Origin of the sequence: Lentzea sp. NPDC051208 (genome assembly GCF_040682435.1) — a bacterium.
In the GTDB taxonomy this organism is placed as follows: domain Bacteria; phylum Actinomycetota; class Actinomycetes; order Mycobacteriales; family Pseudonocardiaceae; genus Lentzea; species Lentzea kristufekii.
In genome coordinates this window covers 1-17,529 of sequence record NZ_JBFBAW010000007.1, presented here as the reverse complement: position 1 = coordinate 17,529, position 17,529 = coordinate 1, and the positions used below count along the sequence as shown (strand labels likewise).

General features: G+C 69.0%; 15 protein-coding genes. 7 read left to right on the top strand and 8 right to left on the bottom strand.

Annotated features, from left to right (window positions below):
- The first annotated feature begins 24 nt into the window (after window positions 1-24).
- Window positions 25-2,751: a hypothetical protein gene (locus AB0M48_RS17910; protein ID WP_363842797.1), complete on the top strand. Its 2,727-nt coding sequence runs from the start codon at window positions 25-27 to the stop codon at window positions 2,749-2,751.
- Here AB0M48_RS17910 and AB0M48_RS17905 read toward each other — a convergent pair whose 3' ends face one another.
- Window positions 2,752-4,287 carry an acyl-CoA dehydrogenase family protein gene (locus AB0M48_RS17905; protein WP_363842794.1) on the bottom strand — a complete coding sequence of 512 codons (1,536 nt, stop codon included), beginning with the start codon at window positions 4,285-4,287 and terminating at the stop codon, window positions 2,752-2,754.
- A 170-nt stretch (window positions 4,288-4,457) separates the two neighbouring features.
- Here AB0M48_RS17905 and AB0M48_RS17900 point away from each other — a divergent pair, with 170 nt between their 5' ends.
- The 4 genes from AB0M48_RS17900 to AB0M48_RS17885 all read left to right on the top strand — a co-directional run bounded on the left by AB0M48_RS17900 (window position 4,458) and on the right by AB0M48_RS17885 (window position 7,710).
- A complete protein-coding gene (locus tag AB0M48_RS17900; RefSeq protein WP_363843961.1) occupies window positions 4,458-5,708 on the top strand; it encodes an FAD-binding oxidoreductase in 1,251 nt (416 codons plus the stop codon).
- The gene (locus AB0M48_RS17895) at window positions 5,709-6,941 is read left to right on the top strand and encodes a cyclopropane-fatty-acyl-phospholipid synthase family protein (protein WP_363842791.1); all 1,233 of its coding nucleotides are present in this window, start codon (window positions 5,709-5,711) and stop codon (window positions 6,939-6,941) included.
- A 140-nt stretch (window positions 6,942-7,081) separates the two neighbouring features.
- A complete protein-coding gene (locus AB0M48_RS17890) occupies window positions 7,082-7,312 on the top strand; it encodes a hypothetical protein (RefSeq protein WP_363842788.1) in 231 nt (76 codons plus the stop codon).
- Window positions 7,309-7,710: a type II toxin-antitoxin system VapC family toxin gene (locus AB0M48_RS17885; RefSeq protein WP_363842785.1), complete on the top strand. Its 402-nt coding sequence runs from the start codon at window positions 7,309-7,311 to the stop codon at window positions 7,708-7,710. Before AB0M48_RS17890 ends, AB0M48_RS17885 begins: the two co-directional genes overlap by 4 nt.
- Here AB0M48_RS17885 and AB0M48_RS17880 read toward each other — a convergent pair.
- From AB0M48_RS17880 to AB0M48_RS17865, 4 genes are all read right to left on the bottom strand, one after another.
- On the bottom strand, window positions 7,707-8,537 hold the full coding sequence (locus AB0M48_RS17880; protein WP_363842782.1) for a trypsin-like peptidase domain-containing protein: 831 nt from the start codon (window positions 8,535-8,537) through the stop codon (window positions 7,707-7,709). The two genes, AB0M48_RS17885 and AB0M48_RS17880, sit on opposite strands and share 4 nt — an antisense overlap.
- 66 nt (window positions 8,538-8,603) lie before the next feature.
- Window positions 8,604-10,634 carry an EAL domain-containing protein gene (locus AB0M48_RS17875; protein ID WP_363842779.1) on the bottom strand — a complete coding sequence of 677 codons (2,031 nt, stop codon included), beginning with the start codon at window positions 10,632-10,634 and terminating at the stop codon, window positions 8,604-8,606.
- 183 nt (window positions 10,635-10,817) lie between these two features.
- Entirely contained in the window at window positions 10,818-11,285 is a 468-nt protein-coding gene (locus AB0M48_RS17870; RefSeq protein ID WP_363842776.1) for a GNAT family N-acetyltransferase, read from the bottom strand.
- A complete protein-coding gene (locus AB0M48_RS17865) occupies window positions 11,282-12,382 on the bottom strand; it encodes an LLM class flavin-dependent oxidoreductase (protein WP_363842773.1) in 1,101 nt (366 codons plus the stop codon). Before AB0M48_RS17865 ends, AB0M48_RS17870 begins: the two co-directional genes overlap by 4 nt.
- Before the next feature lie 191 nt (window positions 12,383-12,573).
- On the opposite strand from AB0M48_RS17865, the gene AB0M48_RS17860 reads away from it, so the two are divergent.
- The gene (locus AB0M48_RS17860; RefSeq protein ID WP_363842770.1) at window positions 12,574-14,268 is read left to right on the top strand and encodes an FAD/NAD(P)-binding protein; all 1,695 of its coding nucleotides are present in this window, start codon (window positions 12,574-12,576) and stop codon (window positions 14,266-14,268) included.
- Here AB0M48_RS17860 and AB0M48_RS17855 read toward each other — a convergent pair.
- From AB0M48_RS17855 to AB0M48_RS17845, 3 genes are read right to left on the bottom strand one after another with little or no spacing between them, the layout of a single operon-like run.
- Entirely contained in the window at window positions 14,257-14,724 is a 468-nt protein-coding gene (locus tag AB0M48_RS17855) for a flavin reductase family protein (protein WP_363842767.1), read from the bottom strand. The genes AB0M48_RS17860 and AB0M48_RS17855 overlap by 12 nt on opposite strands.
- Entirely contained in the window at window positions 14,721-15,200 is a 480-nt protein-coding gene (locus tag AB0M48_RS17850; protein ID WP_363842764.1) for an NAD(P)H-dependent oxidoreductase, read from the bottom strand. The genes AB0M48_RS17855 and AB0M48_RS17850 overlap by 4 nt, the downstream gene beginning before the upstream one ends.
- A gap of 57 nt (window positions 15,201-15,257) precedes the next feature.
- A complete protein-coding gene (locus tag AB0M48_RS17845; protein ID WP_363842761.1) occupies window positions 15,258-16,913 on the bottom strand; it encodes an FAD-binding dehydrogenase in 1,656 nt (551 codons plus the stop codon).
- Between the two features lie 74 nt (window positions 16,914-16,987).
- On the opposite strand from AB0M48_RS17845, the gene AB0M48_RS17840 reads away from it, so the two are divergent.
- On the top strand, window positions 16,988-17,407 hold the full coding sequence (locus tag AB0M48_RS17840; protein WP_363842757.1) for a cupin domain-containing protein: 420 nt from the start codon (window positions 16,988-16,990) through the stop codon (window positions 17,405-17,407).
- Window positions 17,408-17,529 lie beyond the last annotated feature (122 nt).

Here is a 17,529-nt window from a genome sequence, read left to right as displayed (position 1 = left end):
CGGACAGAACCGTTCTTCCCGGGTGTGAACGTACTTCTCGAAGTCATTCGCGGTCTGTGCGACCGGCCCGGCTTCTTCTACCGGAGCAAGACCGAGGAAGTGGTCGGTGACCAGCCACTTCCGTTGCTCTACCTGGAGAGCGAAGCCAGTCCGACGCCATTTCTGCGTGCCCTCGAACACAAGCTCGACGAGGGTCGCCCGGCAATACCGCACGCTTATGTCGACGTATCCGCCGTAGGTGCGGAAGTGGACAAAAGATGGCCACCGGAAGCGCGGGAGACGCCACCGCTGCTGCCGTTGCTGGACGTGCTGAGCCATCGGTTGTCGGAGGTCCACGTCGGCACCGAACGGCTGACGCGGTTCGACCACTACCGGCTCGTCGACTGGCTCACCAGCAAGCGGCTGCCGCGTTCGCCCGGCCGTGACGACCGGGCGAGCGTCATCGAGCTGTTGCGGCAGTGGACCGGGCGTACGGGCCAGGACGGCGACGCGCTGAACCGGGCCGTCGACGCGTTCATCCCCAACCTCGTGACGAGGCTGGGGCTCGGGCTGGTCGCGTGGGTCGGCAGCAAGGCCGGTTTCCGGTGGCTCGGCAAGCGGGTGCCGGGGCTCGCGCGCGAGTCGAAGTGGTTCATGCGGGGGCAGAACTTCGCACTGCCGAACCACTCCATCGAGTTCCTCGGGTTCGCCGAGCGACTGACGCTGGGCAGGCGCGAGTCGGAGAACGAGGAGCAGATCAAGCTGCTGCTCGTGCACGCGTTCCTGGAGGACCTGCGGATCTCCTACCGGCGCCGCCGCCGGTTCCTGCCGCGCAGGGCCGGGTTCCGCCGCACCGCCTACATCCCCGTGCTGCTCGACGGCGTGACGGAGGACAACGGCGGCTGGGAGCTGCTGGAGCTGATCAACGACGTCCGCAACGAGACGGGCGAGGCCGACCCGTTGCTGGTGATCGCGGCCAGTTCGGTGCGGCCGGCGTTGTCGGAGCGGCTCGGGACCACGCCGGTCGAGCCGGAGGAGACCGCGGACGCGCTGGCGACGTGGCGGGAGGAGCTCCCGCGCAAGCGCCAGATGCTCGCGCCGGACGCGCGCTACCTGATGATCAGGCTGCCGTTCCCGGACCCGGACAGGAAGAAGTGGAAGGGCGCGCCCGCGTTCACGGCGGCGCCGGTGAAGTGGCTGGCGCGGCCGCGGCGACTGGAGACGATCATCGCGGCGGTGGCCGCGGTGTTGCTGCTGCCGGGGTTCGTCACCGTGCAGAACCACATCGACGCGAACTGCTCGATAGTCGGCTCAGCGGTCTCGCCGGGGGTGTCGACGCGGCTGATGGACGTCGACGGGCACACCGAATGCGTGGGTTACAGCGACAACGACAGCCAGGTGTTCGGGTCGAACGAACGGCTCCGGTGGACGCAGCAGGCGGTCTTCGCGCAGAACGAGGAGGCCGAACGGCTGCGCGCCTCGAACCGCGACCGCCCGCTCGTCTCGTTGCTCTACTTCTCGAGCCTCACCCACCGGGACAGCAACCCCGACGCCGACCACTCCAGGGCCGAGGAACTCGAGGGGATGCTGCTCAAGCAGCGGCAGCAGAACGACAGGTCGAGCTCGGGGCCGTTGCTGCGCATCGTGGTCGCGAACGGCGGCGCGAAGATGGATCGCGCGCACGACGTGCTGACGGAGATGCTGACCCCGTTGCTGGAAAGGGATCCGAGCATCATCGGGGTGATCGGGCTCGACCGCAGCGTCGAGCAGACCAGGAAGGTCATCACGTCGCTCGGTTCGCTCGGGGTGCCGACCATCGGCACGACGCTCACCGAGGCGTCGCTGCCGAAGCTCTCGGCGATGTACTTCCAGCTGATCCCCGGCAACGTCCGGCAGGCCGACCTCGTGCGGCAGTACGCGCAGCACGTCCGCGCGACCAAGGTGACGATCCACCACCCGAAGCTGGGGCAGGAGGACGTCTACCTCGACAACCTGGTCGCCGTCCTGGGACAGGAGCTGGCCAGGTCGGGTGTGCTGTACGAGGCGCGCGAGTGGGCCAACGGCCCGCAGGAGGTGCCGTCGCAGTGCGTCGAGAACCACTCCAGCGAGCTCGTGTTCTTCGCCGGCCGCGAGGAGCACTTCGGCGAGTTCCTGCAGGCGGTCGGCAGGAACTGCTACGACAAGACGCGCCTGCCGCGCATCCTCGCGGACGACGCGATCATCCGGTTCATCGCGCAGGAGGCGAGCCGCAAGCGCGACTCGCTGGCCGGTATGCGCGTGTCCTACGTGAGCATGGCCGGACTGGTCGTGCTCGCGGGCAAGTCCTGCGTCGACGGCAAGCCGGACGCCAAGGTGCGCGGCGGTCTGCCGCTGGACGCCTTCTGCGCGGGCTACAGCAAGCTGGCCAAGGAGGTCCAGGACTCCGCGCTGCCGCGGGAGGACAAGCCCGCCAAGCCGTGGCCCGGCGAGCACATGGCGGTCGCCTACGACGCGGCAGGGCTGTTCCTCGACGCCGTGCGCAACGCCCAGGCCCGCCTGGCCGGGTACACCCCGCACCGCGGGGCGATCGGCGGGGAGCTGCGTGAACTGGAGTTCTTCGGCGCCACCGGACGCACGAACTTCAAGGTGTCGAGGGTCGGTGAGACGAGGAACTTCACGATCCTCGAGCTCGCCGACATCTACGACTTCGCGCAGCAGCCCACGTGCGTGTTCCTGACCGGTGACCTGTACGGGCCGGACTCGCCGCGCCTGCCGAACGGGTGCCCCGCCTAATTAGACCTTGGGCACCGCCCGGTCGATGATCGAGGCGAAGTCGGTGGACTTGGGGAGCGTGCCGAACGCGACTCCCCAGTCCCCGCCCAGCCGGGAGCCGAGGAACGCGTCCGCGACGGCGGGGTGCCCGTGCTTCACCAGCAGGGCACCCTGCAGGATCAGCGCCATCTTCTCCACGACCCGGCGGGCCTGCGACTCGTCCACATCGGACAGCGCGGTGCCGAGCTCGTTCAACGCCCTGTCGACGCGCTGGTCGACGCCGGTGACGGCGGCGAGGAACTCCTGCACCGAGCCGGGTTCCTTCTTCATCGCGCGCAGGACGTCGAGCGCGGCGACGTTGCCGGAGCCCTCCCAGATCGACATCAGCGGCGACTCGCGGAACAGCCGCGGCATCCCGCTGTCCTCGATGTACCCGTTGCCTCCCAGGCACTCCAACGCCTCGGCGGCGTGCACCGGTCCGCGTTTGCACACCCAGTACTTGGTGACCGCGAGCCCGAGCCGCGGCCGGTGCTGCGCGAGCCACATCGCGGTCGTGGTCGCCGCCTCGGACTCGATCGCGAGGTCGGCGAGCACGTTGCGCATGGCGGGCTGGTCGATCAGGTAGCTGCCGAACGCCTTGCGGTGCGCGGCGTGGTGCGCGGCCTGCCTGAGTCCGGCGCGCATGCCCGCGGCGCTGCCGAGAACGCAGTCGAGCCGGGTCATGTTGACCATCTCGATGATGGTCCGCACGCCGCGGCCCTCGTCGCCGACCCGGTGCGCGAACGCCTCGTCGTACTCGATCTCGGCGGAGGCGTTGGACTTGTTGCCCAGCTTGTCCTTCAGGCGCTGCAGGAAGAACCGGTTGCGCGTGCCGTCCGGGAGCACCCGCGGCACGAGGAAGCACGTCAGCCCGCCGGGTGCCTGCGCGAGGGTCAGGAACACGTCCGACATCGGCGCCGAGGTGAACCACTTGTGCCCGGTCAGGACGTAGCCGTCGGCGACCGGCTGCGCGACGGTCGTGTTCGCGCGGACGTCCGATCCGCCCTGCTTCTCGGTCATGGACATGCCGGCGATCAGGCCCTGCTTGGACAGCGGAGCGCGCAGCCCGAAGTCGTAGTTCCGCGCGGTGAGAAGGGGTTCGTAGCTCTCGGCCAGATCCGGTGCGACGCGCAAAGCGGGCACGGAGGCGTAAGTCATCGAAATCGGGCATCCGTGGCCGGCCTCGACCTGGGACCACACGTAGAACTTGGCCGCGCGCTCCAGGTGCCCACCGTCGACATAGGCGTGCAACCCGTGCGAGACCGCGACGTCCATCAGTTCGTGCCAGGCAGGGTGGAACTCGACCTCGTCGATTCGGTTCCCGAATCGGTCGTGGGTGTGCAGCACCGGCGGGTAGGCGTTGGCGAGCCTGCCGCGCTCCTGCCACTCGTGGCTGCCCGCGAGCCTGCCCAGCTCGTGCAGTTCGGCGTCGTCGACCCAGCTGAGCAGGGCCGGATCGTCCGCGACGTCGTGGCCGCTGAGCAGCGGGACCTGGTTGGTCACCTCGTGCGTAGCCATGCCCAGCACGTTACTACTCGTAAGTAACTTTGGGCAGGGTGCCGGTGAAGATCGCTGGCCCATTCGGGCTTTTGGGCGTGCCAAGGACGCTGACGAGGAATAACGTCGTTCTGGTGAGTGACCATGGGCACAGCTCGGCCGTGGCTGCGCTGAGCGCGCAGTACGCCGCGATGCGCGAAGGTGCGCCAGTGCGGCTCGCGAAGAAGACGTCGAACCTCTTCCGGTTCCGGGCCGACCAGGCCGGCGGGCTCGACGTCGGCAGGTTCGACCAGGTCCTGTCCGTGGACCCGGTCGGACGCACCGCACAGGTGCAGGGCATGACCACCTACGAGAACCTCGTCGCCGCGACACTTCCCCACGGCTTGATGCCGTTGGTGGTGCCGCAGCTCAAAACCATCACCATCGGCGGAGCGGTCGCCGGGCTCGGCATCGAGTCCACGTCCTTCCGCAACGGGCTGCCGCACGAGTCCGTGCGGGAGCTGGAGATCCTCACCGGCGACGGCGAGGTGGTCGTCGCCAAACCGGACGACGACCTGTTCCGCGCGTTCCCCAACTCCTACGGGACGCTGGGCTACGCGCTGCGGCTGGAGATCGAACTGGAACCGGTGCGCCAGTACGTCCGGTTGCGGCACGTCCCGTTCGGTTCGTTCGCGGAGTGCGCCGCCGTCATCGAGGAGGTCTGCGAGGACGGCTCAGCCGACTTCGTCGACGGCACCGTGTTCTCACGCGGCGAGATGTACCTGACGTTGGGCCATTACGCCGACATCGCGCCCTACACGTCGGACTACACCGGCAACCAGATCTACTACCGGTCCATCCAGAACCGCCGCACGGACCACCTGACGATCCACGACTACCTGTGGCGCTGGGACACCGACTGGTTCTGGTGCTCGCGGGCGTTCGGCGCGCAGAACCCGGTCGTCCGTCGCCTGTGGCCGAAGCGGTACCTGCGTTCGGACGTGTACCGCAAGCTCGTCGCGAAGCACCGGCAGCTGAGGCCGCGCACGGACGTCGAGCCGGTGATCCAGGACGTGGAGATCCCGGTCGCCGGACTGGCCGACTTCCTCGACTTCTTCGACCGGGAGATCGGCATCTCGCCGGTGTGGCTGTGCCCGGTCCGCCTGCGCGACACCACGGGCTGGCCGCTGTACCCGATGGACAGGGACACGTTGTACGTCAACGTCGGGTTCTGGTCGGAGGTCCCGGTACGACCGGGGGAGAAGATGGGTGACCGCAACCGGCTGATCGAGCGCGAGGTGGCGCGGCTGGGCGGCCACAAGTCGCTGTACTCGGACTCCTACTACACCGAGGACGAGTTCTGGCGGCACTACAACGGTTCGCACTACCGGTCCGTGAAGGCCCGGTACGACCAGACGAACCGCCTGCCTGATCTGTACGCCAAGTGTGTCAGGGGACGATGAATGCGGTTGGCCTCCATTTTCCAGAGCATCACAGGTGGCAGCGACGTTCGCTTCCAGGCCTACGACGGCAGTACCGCCGGGCCGTCGGCGGCACCGGTGTCCATCGACATCAGAACACCGGAAGCCTTGTCCTACCTGGCTTCCGCGCCCGGTGAACTGGGGCTGGCCCGTGCCTACGTGACGGGTCACCTGGAGATACTCGGCGACGTGCACGCCGGTCTCTCCCGGCTGTCGGAGTTCTCGCTGCGAGAGCTCCCGTGGTTGCAACGGGTCGAGCTGCTGCGGTTCCTCGGCCGGATCCGGTTGTCGCACAAGGTGTCCCCACCGCCGCAGGAGACCCGCCTGCGCGGCCTGCGGCACTCCAAGGCCCGCGACTCGCAGGCCATCGCGCACCACTACGACGTCTCGAACCAGTTCTACGAGTGGGTCCTCGGCCCGTCGATGGCCTACACCTGCGCGGTGTACCCGACGCTCGAATCCACCCTGGAGGAGGCCCAGTTCGCCAAGCACGACCTGGTGGCGCGCAAACTGGGGCTGAAGCCCGGCATGAGACTGCTGGACGTCGGCTGCGGCTGGGGCGGCATGGTCATGCACGCGGCCCGCGAGTACGGGGTGCGGGCGATCGGCGTGACGTTGTCGCGCAACCAGGCGGAGTGGGCGCAGAAGGCGATCGTCGAGGCCGGGTTGTCGGACCTGGCCGAGGTGCGGCACCTCGACTACCGCGACGTGCGGGAGACCGGGTTCGACGCGGTGTCGTCCATCGGCCTGACCGAGCACATCGGCAAGGCGAAGCTGCCGGCGTACTTCTCGTCCCTGTACCGGAAGCTGAAGCCCGGTGGCCGGCTGCTGAACCACTGCATCACCCGGCCGGACAACAAGCAGCGGGCGTTGTCGGGGCCGTTCATCGACCGGTACGTGTTCCCGGACGGCGAGCTGGTCGGGCCCGGCCACCTCGTGTCGCTGATGCACGACACCGGGTTCGAGGTGCGGCACGAGGAGAACATCCGCGAGCACTACGCCCTCACGCTCGCCGCCTGGAGCCGCAACCTCGACGCGCGCTGGGAAGAAGCGGTCGAGGAGGTCGGGGAGGCTCGGGCGCGGGTGTGGCGGCTGTACCTCGCGGCCTCGCGGCTCGGGTTCGAGCGCAACAACATCCAGCTGCACCAGGTGCTCGGGGTGAGGCTGGACGGGACGACGTCGCACATGCCGTTGCGCCCGGACTGGCTTTCCTGACCTTCGGCAAACCTGAAGAGTGGTCTTCGGCAGATGTGAAGGCGGAGGTTCGGCGGATGTGACGCCGGGACGGCTGGGGCGGCGCTTCCGCCGCGCCAGTCGTATCCCCCAACCGGGGCGATTGGTGCCACAATGGCACCATGAAGCGGATGAACCTGAGAGATGTGCCGGATGAGGTCTACGCGGCTCTCGCGGACGGCGCCGCAGCGAACCACCAGTCCTTGAACGCTTTCGTCGTCGAGCGGCTTACCGAAGCTGCCCAGGTGCTGAACATCAGCGACTACCTGGCGACCTACGAGCCGCCGAGCGGCACCGGGGTCACTTTGGAGGATGCGACGGCCGCTGTGCGCGAGGTACGGGACGCTTCATGAGTCTTGCTGTGGTCGACGCCTCCGTATTGGCCGCGTTCTACTCGGCCAGCGATCCTCGGCGTCACCAAACGGTCGCTCGCATGTCTGCTGGGCACGGTCTGTTCGCCCCCGCTCACCTCGATGTGGAGGTGGCCTCGGCATTGCGCACGATGTCCAGAGGCAATCCGGCACTTGCCGCGGCGGTTCCGTCCGCGTTGCAACACCTGGCTGGTCTGCCGGTGCGCCGGATGCCATTGGCGCCGTTGTTGTCTCGTATGTGGGAGTTGCGCGACAACATCACCCCGTACGACGCCGCATACGTCGCACTGGCCGAGCAGCTCCGGGCCGTCCTGATCACGTGCGACGTGCGCTTGGCCTCCGCTCCGGGGGCCAAGTGCACGTTCGACGTGATCAGTTAGCTCAGCTCGTCGACGATCTGCTTGGCCGTGTCGGACGGGATCGCGAACCCGATGCCCACGCTCCCGGCTTCGCCGCTGCTCGACGCCGGCGAGTAGATCGCCGAGTTGATCCCGATCAGCTCACCGGCCGCGTTCACCAGCGCGCCGCCGGAGTTGCCGGGGTTGATCGACGCGTCGGTCTGGATCGCCTGGTACGACACGGAAGACGCGCGGCGGGTCTCGCCCGGCACGGTCACCTTGCGGTCCAGGGCGGACACGATGCCGGTCGTCACGGTGCCCTGCAGCCCGGACGGCGAGCCGATGGCCATCACCGCGTCACCGACCTTCACCGAGCCGGAGTCCGCCCACTTGATCGGCGTGAGGCCCGATGCTCCGGAGACCTGCAGCACGGCGAGGTCCGAGGCCGGGTCGGTGTTGACGACGGTGGCCGGTAGTTCGCGGCCGTCGTTGAACTTCACCGTGACCTGGCCGCCGGACGAGGCGACGACGTGGTTGTTGGTGAGGATCTTGCCGTCCGCGGAGAGGACCACACCGGAGCCGAGGCCGTTGCCGACGTTCACCTGGACCACCGAGGGCAGCACGCCGGACGCGACGGCGCTCCAGTCCGGTGTGGACGTGTTCGCGATCGTCTGCGCCGAGACGGAAGAAGTCGCGGGGGCGGAGTCCGGCGAGGCGATCACCGCTCCGGTGACACCTCCGAACAGGCCGGCGACGAGTGCCGCGGCCGTGAGCATCGGGGCCGTTCGGCGCCAGAACTTCGGGGCGACGACGGCGGGCTGCGGTTCCACCAGTGACCCGCTCATCGCGGGGAAGCTCTGCTCGGTCATGACTCCACGATGGACCCCCATCATGTGAGCCAGCTGTGCCGAAACCCTCGAAAACCCTGATAAGAACTAGCTGAGAAGGAGCGCGGAGACCTCCGCGGCCGACAGCGCCGGCCCGAAGTGCGGGCCCTGCCCGCCCGTCACGCCCAGCGTTCCCAGCCTCGCGGCCTCGGCGGCGGTGCGCACGTCCTCGGCGTAGAGCGGCAGCTTCAGCAACGACGCCCACCGCAGCAGCGCCACTGAAGCGCTCTCCTCCACGCGGTTCGCGCCCTCGTCGAGACCGTGCACGACGGAGCCGGTGAACTTCACGCCGCTCAACGGCAACTGGCGCAGCCGGTCGACACCGACGTTGCCGCCGTTCAGCTGGTCCAGCACCAGCCCGATGCCGCGCTCGGCGAGGATCGTGAGCTCGTCGAGCTGTTCGTCGTTCAGCAACGCCGGCAGGTGCTCGTGCAGTTCGAAGCGCAGCAACGACGCGGGCAGGCCGGTGCGGTCCAGCACGCGGGCGACCTCGGCGACGAGCTCGGGCTCCTGGCACAGCCGCGGCGGCAGGTCGATCGAGAGCACGGGCATCCGCGAGCCCAGCGCCAGGTGCCAGTCGGCCGCGTGCCGGCACGCGGCCTCCAGCCCCCAGTGCACCAGGCGGACGATCATGCCGTTGTCCGACGACTGGCCGAGGAACGTGTCCGGGCACAGCACCCCGCGTTCGGGGTGGACCCAGACGATCTTGGCCTCCAGCGCGAGCACCGAGCCGTCGGCCAGCGAGTGGACGGGCACGTAGTCGACGCGGAACCGGCCCTCTTCCAGGGCGCCGGGGATCGAGGCCGCGAGCGCGTACCTCTCCTTGTCGTGCCGGTCCCGTTCGCGGTCGTACAGCGCCCACTGCGCCTTGCCGTCGCGCTTGGCCCAGCCGACCGTGACGTCCGCCGCGCGCAACAGGTCCGCCGAGTCGCCGCGCGCCGCCCGCGCCACGATGCCGACGCTCGTGGTCACGCCGACGCCGTGCGAGCCGATCCAGATCGGCTCCTCCAGGCGTGCGGTGAAGTCCTCGACCAGGGCGACCACGCTCCGCACGTCCTGCGGGTCCCTGATCAGCACGCCGAACTCGTCCTCGCCGATGCGCGCGACCTTGGCGACGTCCTCGGAGAACACCGCCCGCAGGTGCGTCGCGACGTGCATCAGCACCCGGTTGCCCGCCTCGTGCCCGAACGCGTCGTTCACGCCGCGGAACCCGTCGATGTCGACCTGCACGAGCGCGAGCGTCTCCGGGCCCTTCGAACCGGACACGCCCTCCAGCCAGCCGAGGAACTGCGCGCGGTTCGGCAGGCCCGTCTGCACGTCGTTGAGGCTCTGCCGCACGAGTTGCGACTGCAGCGCGCGCATCTCGCTCATGTTCTCGATCATGGTGACGAGGTACGGCGGCGTGCCGTCCTCCTCGCGCACGACCGAGATCGCCATGTGCGTCTGGATCGTCTCGCCGTCGCTGCGGACCATCCGCTTCTCGACCCGGATGTTGTCGTGCTCGGACGCGATCAGCTGCTTCGTCAGCTCCCGCAGCCCGGCCCTGTCGTCCGGGTGCACGAGGTCGCGGCCGCTCATCTTGCGCAGGTCCTCGTGCTTGTAGTCGAGCATCACGAGCAACGCCTCGTTGACGTCGATGATCTCGCCCTTGAGGCCGCTCACGACGATGCCGAACGCCGAGCTCTCGAAGACCGCGCGGAACTTGGCCTCGCTCGCCCTGACCGCGGCCTCGGCCCGGCGCATCGTGTTGATCGCGGCCGTGCGGCTCAGCTCCTGCTGGGCCAGCGTGCGGTCGCGCAGCCCCTCCGCGTACCCGGCGGCGAGCGCGGCCAGCTGGGCCGGCGTGACCGGGGTGTGCTCACTCAGGCAGGTGAGCGACAGCTCCAGCGTCACCGAGGCGATGAGGCCGTGCTCGACCATGGACCGGCCGACCTGCCGCGCCTCGCCCACACCACCGTCGAGCAACTGCTCGACGTAGCCGCCGAGCAGTTGCTCGAGCTTCGCGCGCGTGAAGTTCGCGACGAGGGTGTTGGAGATCGCCGCCGCCCAGCGAACGGCGGGCTCTCGGCTGTCGACCATGTTCATTCAGCTCAGGTGGCCGTTCGTGGAGGACCGGGGGTGATCTGCTTCGATCTGTTGACGCGGTACCACCACCAGGAGTGGGTCCAACGGGCAAGCTTACTGATCACTCAGAACCTGTCCAACGGAACCCCGAATCCCGGTCGAGAATCGACGATTCGGCCATGAATTCACTCGTTTGAACTAACGAATCACCTTGGTGAAGGCCAGCGGACCAATTGTCAGAGGGTCTGTCTCCACGTCGAACAACGGTGTGTAACCAGTCGCCAGGTACAGCCCTTTCGCCTCCGGCTGGCGCGGTCCCGTGGTGAGGTAGATCCTGGTGTACCCAAACGTTCTGGCCTCGTTCTCCAGTTCCACGAGCACCCGCCGCGCCAATCCGCGCCGGCGGTGTTGTGAATGCGTCCAGATCCTCTTCAGTTCGGCTGTTTCGGCGTCAAACCTTTTGAACGCGCCGCCCGCCACGGCCACTCCCGCTTCCATCAGAAGGAGGAACTGTCCGTTCGGCGGCTCGAACACGTCCGCCGGTCGTTGCATCTCCTGTGCGCCCATCGGTCCGTAGCGAGACGTGTATTCGTACGTGAGTTCAGCTACCAATGGCGCCGCGTCCGGATCCGACTGCCGGACGCGGCGCACTTCGAGAGTTGTCATGCGGCCTTGACCCGGTCTCGCTTCGCGACCTCCTCGCGCACGATCGGGATCACGTACCGGCCGAAGTCGATCGCGTCGTCGAGCAGGTCGTAGCCGCGCGCGGACAGGATGTCGACGCCGAGGTCGTAGTAGTCCAGCAACGCCTGCGCGACTGTTTCCGGAGTGCCGACCAGCGCGTTGGAGTTGCCCGCGCCGCCCGTCGCCTTCGCCGTCGGTGTCCACAGAGCACGGTCGAACCGCTCGCCGCGGTCCGCGACCGCCAGAAGTCGTTGCGAGCCGGTGTTCTCCGGGCTGGTCAAAGAGTGCCGGCGGCTCAGCGGCCCGTTCGCCTTCCGCGCCTCGATCCGGTCGACCGTGCGGTGGGCCTTCTCCCAGGCCAGTTCCTCGGTCGGCGCGATGATCGGCCGAAACGCGACCTGGATCCTCGGCACGTCCGCGCGGCCGGCGTCCTTCGCGGCCTGCTTCACCGACTCGATCTGCTGCGCGGTCTCGGCCAGCGGCTCACCCCACAGGCAGAAGATGTCGGCCTCCGCTCCGCCCGCCGCGTAGGCAGCGGGGGAGGAGCCGCCGAACGACACGTTCGGGCGTGGCTGCTGGACGGGGAACACGTCGCTCACGAAGTCCGCGAAGTGGTAGTGCTCGCCGTCGTGGTCGAACGCCGACCGGCTGGTCCAAGCCTTCTTGACGATCTGGATGTACTCGCGGGTGCGGCCGTAGCGCTGGTCCTTGGTCAGGTAGTCGCCCTCGCGCTGCTGTTCGTGATCGGTGCCGCCGGTGATGAAGTGCACGGTCAGCCGGCCGTCGCTGATCTGGTCGAGCGTCGCGAACGTCTTGGCCGCGAACGTCGGGTAGCTGACGTTCGGCCGGTGTGCCAGCAGGATCTGCAGCTTGTCGAGCTTGCTGGCCAGGTAGGCGGCCGCCGCGGAGGGTTCCGGGGCGCCCGATCCGTACGCGAAGAGCACGCGGTCCCAGCCGTGCTCCTCGTGCGCCCTGGCGAGCCTGAGCGTGTAGTCCTTGTCGAACGCGCCGCTGGACGACCGCGGCGTCGTTTCCGACCCGTCGTTCGTGGCGGCGATCCCGAGAAACTCAACTGGCATGACCGATTCCCCAGAACTGGTAGTGGGAGCAGGGCGCGTTGAGGGAGGCGCTCTTCGAGTGCACACCCGGATCCGGCTCGTCGCAACGACGTCCACAGAGCGGGATTTGCTTGCACGCGCGGGGTACCGTGGTGGTGTTCGCGTTGAGGGGCGTGGCTCGTTTCTCGTTGCCCTCCAACGGAAAGACGCGCATGCGCTCACTCGTCGTGATCGGTGGCGGCCCCCGTGCCGCCGGCCTGCTGGAACGCATCGCCGCCCAGGCGCCCACGGTGCCCCTGGCCGTGCACGTCGTCGACCCGTTCCCGCCGGGTGCGGGCCGGGTGTGGCGGCACGCGCAGTCCCCGTTGCTGCGCATGAACTCCATGGCCGAGGACGTCACCGTGTTCACGGACGACTCCTTCGACGGTCTCGGCCCGGTCCGTCCCGGTCCGTCGCTGGCGGAGTGGACCGGCATCGACCCGACGGCGTTCCCGTCGCGTCAGGTGCAGAGCAGGTACCTGGAGTGGTTCTTCGGCCACGTAAGAGAATCTCTGCCTCCGACCATCTCTGTGACCGTGCATCGCGCATCGGCGACGAAGGTCACCGGCAACCGGGTGTGGCTCGACAACGGCTCCTCGCTGACCGCGGACGTCCTCGTGCTCGCCCTGGGACACCTCGACGCCGAGCCCGAGCCAGAACACCGCAAGCTCGCCGAGCACGCCTCGGAGCACGGGCTGGTCTACGTGCCGCCGCTGTACTCTGCCGACTCGGACCTGTCGGCGGTGTCCGGTGACGTGGTGCTGCGCGGGTTCGGGCTCGCGTTCATCGATCTCATGGTGTTGCTGACCGAGGGCCGTGGCGGCCGGTACGTGCGTTCTGACGGCCGGCTTTCCTACGTGCCCTCCGGTGCGGAACCGACGCTGTACGTGGGCTCGCGGCGTGGCGTGCCGTACCACTCGAAGACCGGCTACCGGCTGCAGGGAACCCGTCCGTCGTTGCCGCACTTCTTCGTCGCGGATGCGTTGCGGGGACGCGAGTTGGACTTCCGGGACGACGTGTGGCCGTTGATGGCCAAGGAGATCGCCTGGGGGCACTACCACGAGCTCTTCACCGGGCACCCCGGCCTGGTGCGGATGCCGTTCGTGGAGTTCGCCGCCTCGTTCACCGCTTTCCCCTGGTACAGCGCCGAGATGCGGGCACTGGAAGAGCTCGCCGTCCCCGACCCGGCCGACCGCATCGACTTCGAGCTCCTCGACCGGCCGCTGGCCGGGGTGACCTTCGGGTCCGCCGAGGAGTTCCAGGAGCACCTGCGCGCGTACGTCGAGGCCGACGTGGCCCGGCGCTCCGATCCGCGGTACAGCGCCGACTTGGGGGCGTTCCTGGCACTGCTGTCGGTCTACGGCCAGCTGGCGGGGCTCATGCCGTTCGACGGCTGGTGGCACGGCTACTTCAGCTACCTGGCCTCGGGCCCGCCGCCGGACCGGCTGGAGGAGCTGCTGGCGTTGTCGCGCGCGGGAATCGTGCGGTTCCTCGGCGCCGACATGTGGGTGGAGGCGGTGGAGGGCACCTTCGTGGCGGGCAGTGCGACGACACCGGACGTGGTGCGCGCCAACGGTTTGATCGAGGCCCGCCTGCCCACGCACTCGTTGTCGCGCACGGCGGATCCGGTGCTGCGGTCGCTGCGCGCGGCCGGCGCCGTCTCCGAGGACGCCGCCGGACTGGTGCGGGTGTCACCGGTGGGGCGCCTGATCAACGAGAACGGCGACAAGGACCCGGTCCGGTTCGCCGTGGGGCCGTACACGACGGGCAAGGCGTTCGCGGCGTTCGCGCGGCCGAACACGAACGCCCCGGCGTTCCGGCAGAACGACGTGCTGGCAAGGGAGATCCTGCGCCAGCTAGGCGACTGAGGTGTAGCGCCCCTGGTGCCGCACCAGGGGCGCGGCGAGGTCGGAGTGGGTGATGTCCAGCGGTTCGCCGACCAGCGCCACGTGATCGCCGACCGCGATCCGCCGCGCGGTCCGGCACCGCAGCCGCACCGGCGCGTCCAGCAGCCACGGCACGCCGTCGGCGTCCTCCTGCCACCGCGTCGCAGGGCCGAACCGGTCGACGCCCTTCGTCGCGAACAGGTCCGCGAGGCCGGTCTGCGCGGCGTCCAGCAGGTGCACGGCGAACAGCGGCGCGGTCCGCAGCACCGGCCACACCGACGCGCCCTCGCCGATCCACACGACGACGAGCGGCGGTTCGAACGAGACGGAGGTGAACGAGGAAACCGTTGTGCCGGCCGGACCTTCCGGACCGGTGGCGGTCACGATCGTCACGGCCTGGGCGTGGTGCCTCAGCGCGTCGCGCAGCCGGTCCTTCACCGCAGCACCTTCAGCGCGTCCAGGTCGAAGTCCGTGACGTCGGCGGGAAGCGCGGCCTCGTTGAGGAACAACGCCTGCGGCACCACCGCACCCAGCTCGGCGAGCACCGGCCGCAGGTGCACCTCGACGGCGAGCGCGTGCTTGTCGGACGCGGCGATCTGCAGCGGGACGACGAGCTTGCCCTTCAGCCAGCCCGGCGGTGCCTGGTCCAGCACGGCCTTCAGCAGACCGGTGTACGCGGCCTTGTACGTCGGCGTCGCCACGACCAGCACCTCGGCCTGCCCGAGCGCCGTCAGCGCCGCCTTGATCGTGTCCGGTTCCGTGAACACGGCCGGTGCCAGTTCCGCCGCCTCGACGACGGGCCCCTCGACGGGCACGCCCAGGGTCGCGGCGAGGGCCTCGCGCAGGGCCAGGGCCGCCTGCAGCGTGCGTGAGGCGGGCCGCGGGTTGCCGACCAGAACACCGATCTGCGTCATGCCTTCCAGCACAGCCGCAGGGCCGGGGACCGTCAACCCGCGTCCACCACGCGAGACCTACTTGACGGCCTCCGCCGCCGCACGCCCGGCCACCCTGCCGGAGAACAGGCAGCCGCCGAGGAACGTGCCCTCCAGCGCGCGGTAGCCGTGCACGCCACCGCCACCGAACCCGGCTGCCTCACCGGCGGCGTACAGGCCCGGCAGCACCTCGCCGGACGAGTCGAGCACCCGCGACGACAGGTCGGTGTGCAGGCCGCCCAGCGTCTTGCGCGTGACCACCGAGAGCCTGACCGCGATCAGCGGACCGGCCTTGGGGTCGAGCAGCCGGTGCGGTTCGACGACGCGGATCAGCTTGTCGGTGAGGAAGTGCCGCGCCGCGCGGATCGCGTTGACCTGCATGTCCTTGCTGAGACCGGCGGTGACCTGGCGGTCGCGCTCGACGATCGTCTTCTCCAGCTCGGCCGCGTCGATCCGCGAGTCGCCGGTCAGCGCGTTCATGCCGCGGGCCAGGTCCGCGACGGTGCCCGCCTGGATGAACTCCTTGGACCTCTGCGCGAACGCCTCCACGGGCGCCACGGCACCCGGCAGCGCGCGCTTGAGGACGGCCCTCGTGTCCTTGCCCGTGAGGTCCGGGTTCTGCTCGGAGCCCGAGAGCGCGAACTCCTTGCCGATGATCTTCTTGTTCAGCACGAACCACGAGTGCTCGTGGCCGTGCGAGGTGATGTGCTGCAACGACCCCAGCGAGTCGAACCCGGGGAACAGCGGGATCGGCAGCCTCCTGCCCTCGGCGTCGAGCCACAGCGACGACGGGCCGGGCAGGATGCGGATGCCGTGCCGCGACCACACCGGGGCGTAGTTCGCGATGCCCTCGGGGTAGTGCCACATGCGGTCGGCGTTGATGATCGCGCCGCCGGCCTTCTGCGTGATCTCCATCATCGAGCCGTCCACGAAGTCCGGCACACCGGCCAGCATGAACTTCGGCGGCGTGCCCATCCGCTCGGGCCAGTTCCTGCGCACCAGGTCGTGGTTGCCGCCGATGCCACCGGACGTGACGATCACGGCCTGCGCCCTGAACGAGAAGTCGCCCGCGACCGTCCGCGAGCTCGGCTCGGCCCTGCCGGTCGGCGAGGCCTCCAGCACGTCGCCGGACACGCCGTCGCACACACCGTTGGTGACGTTGACGTTCGTGACCTTGTGGCGGAACTTGAGCGTCACGAGTCCCTTCGCGACGGCCTCCCGCACCCGGCGCTCGAACGGCTCGACGACGCCCGGCCCGGTGCCCCACGTGACGTGGAAGCGCGGCACCGTGTTGCCGTGCCCGTCCGCCAGGTAGCCGCCGCGCTCGGCCCACTGCACGAACGGGAACCAGCGCATTCCCATGTTGTGCAGCCAGGAGCGCTTCTCACCGGAGGCGAAGTCCACATAGGCCTGTGCCCACAGCCGTGGCCAGTGGTCTTCCTCCCGGTCGAACGCCGCCGTGCCCATCCAGTCCTGCAACGCCAGGTCGTGCGAGTCCTTGACCCGGAGCCTGCGCTGCTCGGGGGTGTCCACCATGAACAACCCGCCGAACGACCACCAGGCCTGGCCGCCGAGCGACGCCTCCGGCTCCTGGTCGAGGAGAATGACCTTGCGACCCGCGTCCGCGAGTTCTGCGGTCGCGACGAGACCTGCGAGGCCCGCGCCGACGACGATGACATCCGCGTCATGTGCCATCGGGCGAGTCTAGATCTACCGCTGGTCAAGCACGAGACCTGAGTCAGTTTCACTTTTTAGGGGGAGGGTTCGCGATGAGCTTCCGACCGGCTTCCGAGGTGGGCTTCACCACCGCGACCACGCGTTTCGTAGCGCCCGGATCGGTCACGAACGGCGAGTTCGGGCTGTTCGAGTGGCGGATGGAGGCCCGCCGGCCCGGCGCCCGGCCGCACTTCCACAAGACCTTCTCGGAGTCGTTCTACGTGCTCGAAGGCGAGATCACGCTGCTCGACGGCGAGGAGTGGGTGACGGCGGGTGAGGGCGACTTCCTCTACGTCCCACCGGACCGGCCCCACGCGTTCCGCAACGACAGCGACTCTCCGGTGCGGATGTTGATCCTGTTCTCGCCCGGCATCGCCCGTGAGGAGTTCTTCCTGGAGGTCCGGGAGGCGAAGAACCTGTCGCCTGACGAGTTGGTCGCGTTCTACGAGCGGCACGACCAGTACAACCTCTAAGTGCGGTGATCGCCGACCTCACCGGAAACAACCGGGGGGGGGGGGGGGGCCCGCGCGTGGGGGGTGCGGGGGCCCGGGCCCACCGGGGGGGGGGGGTACGGGTTGGCCGGGGGCGGGGGGTG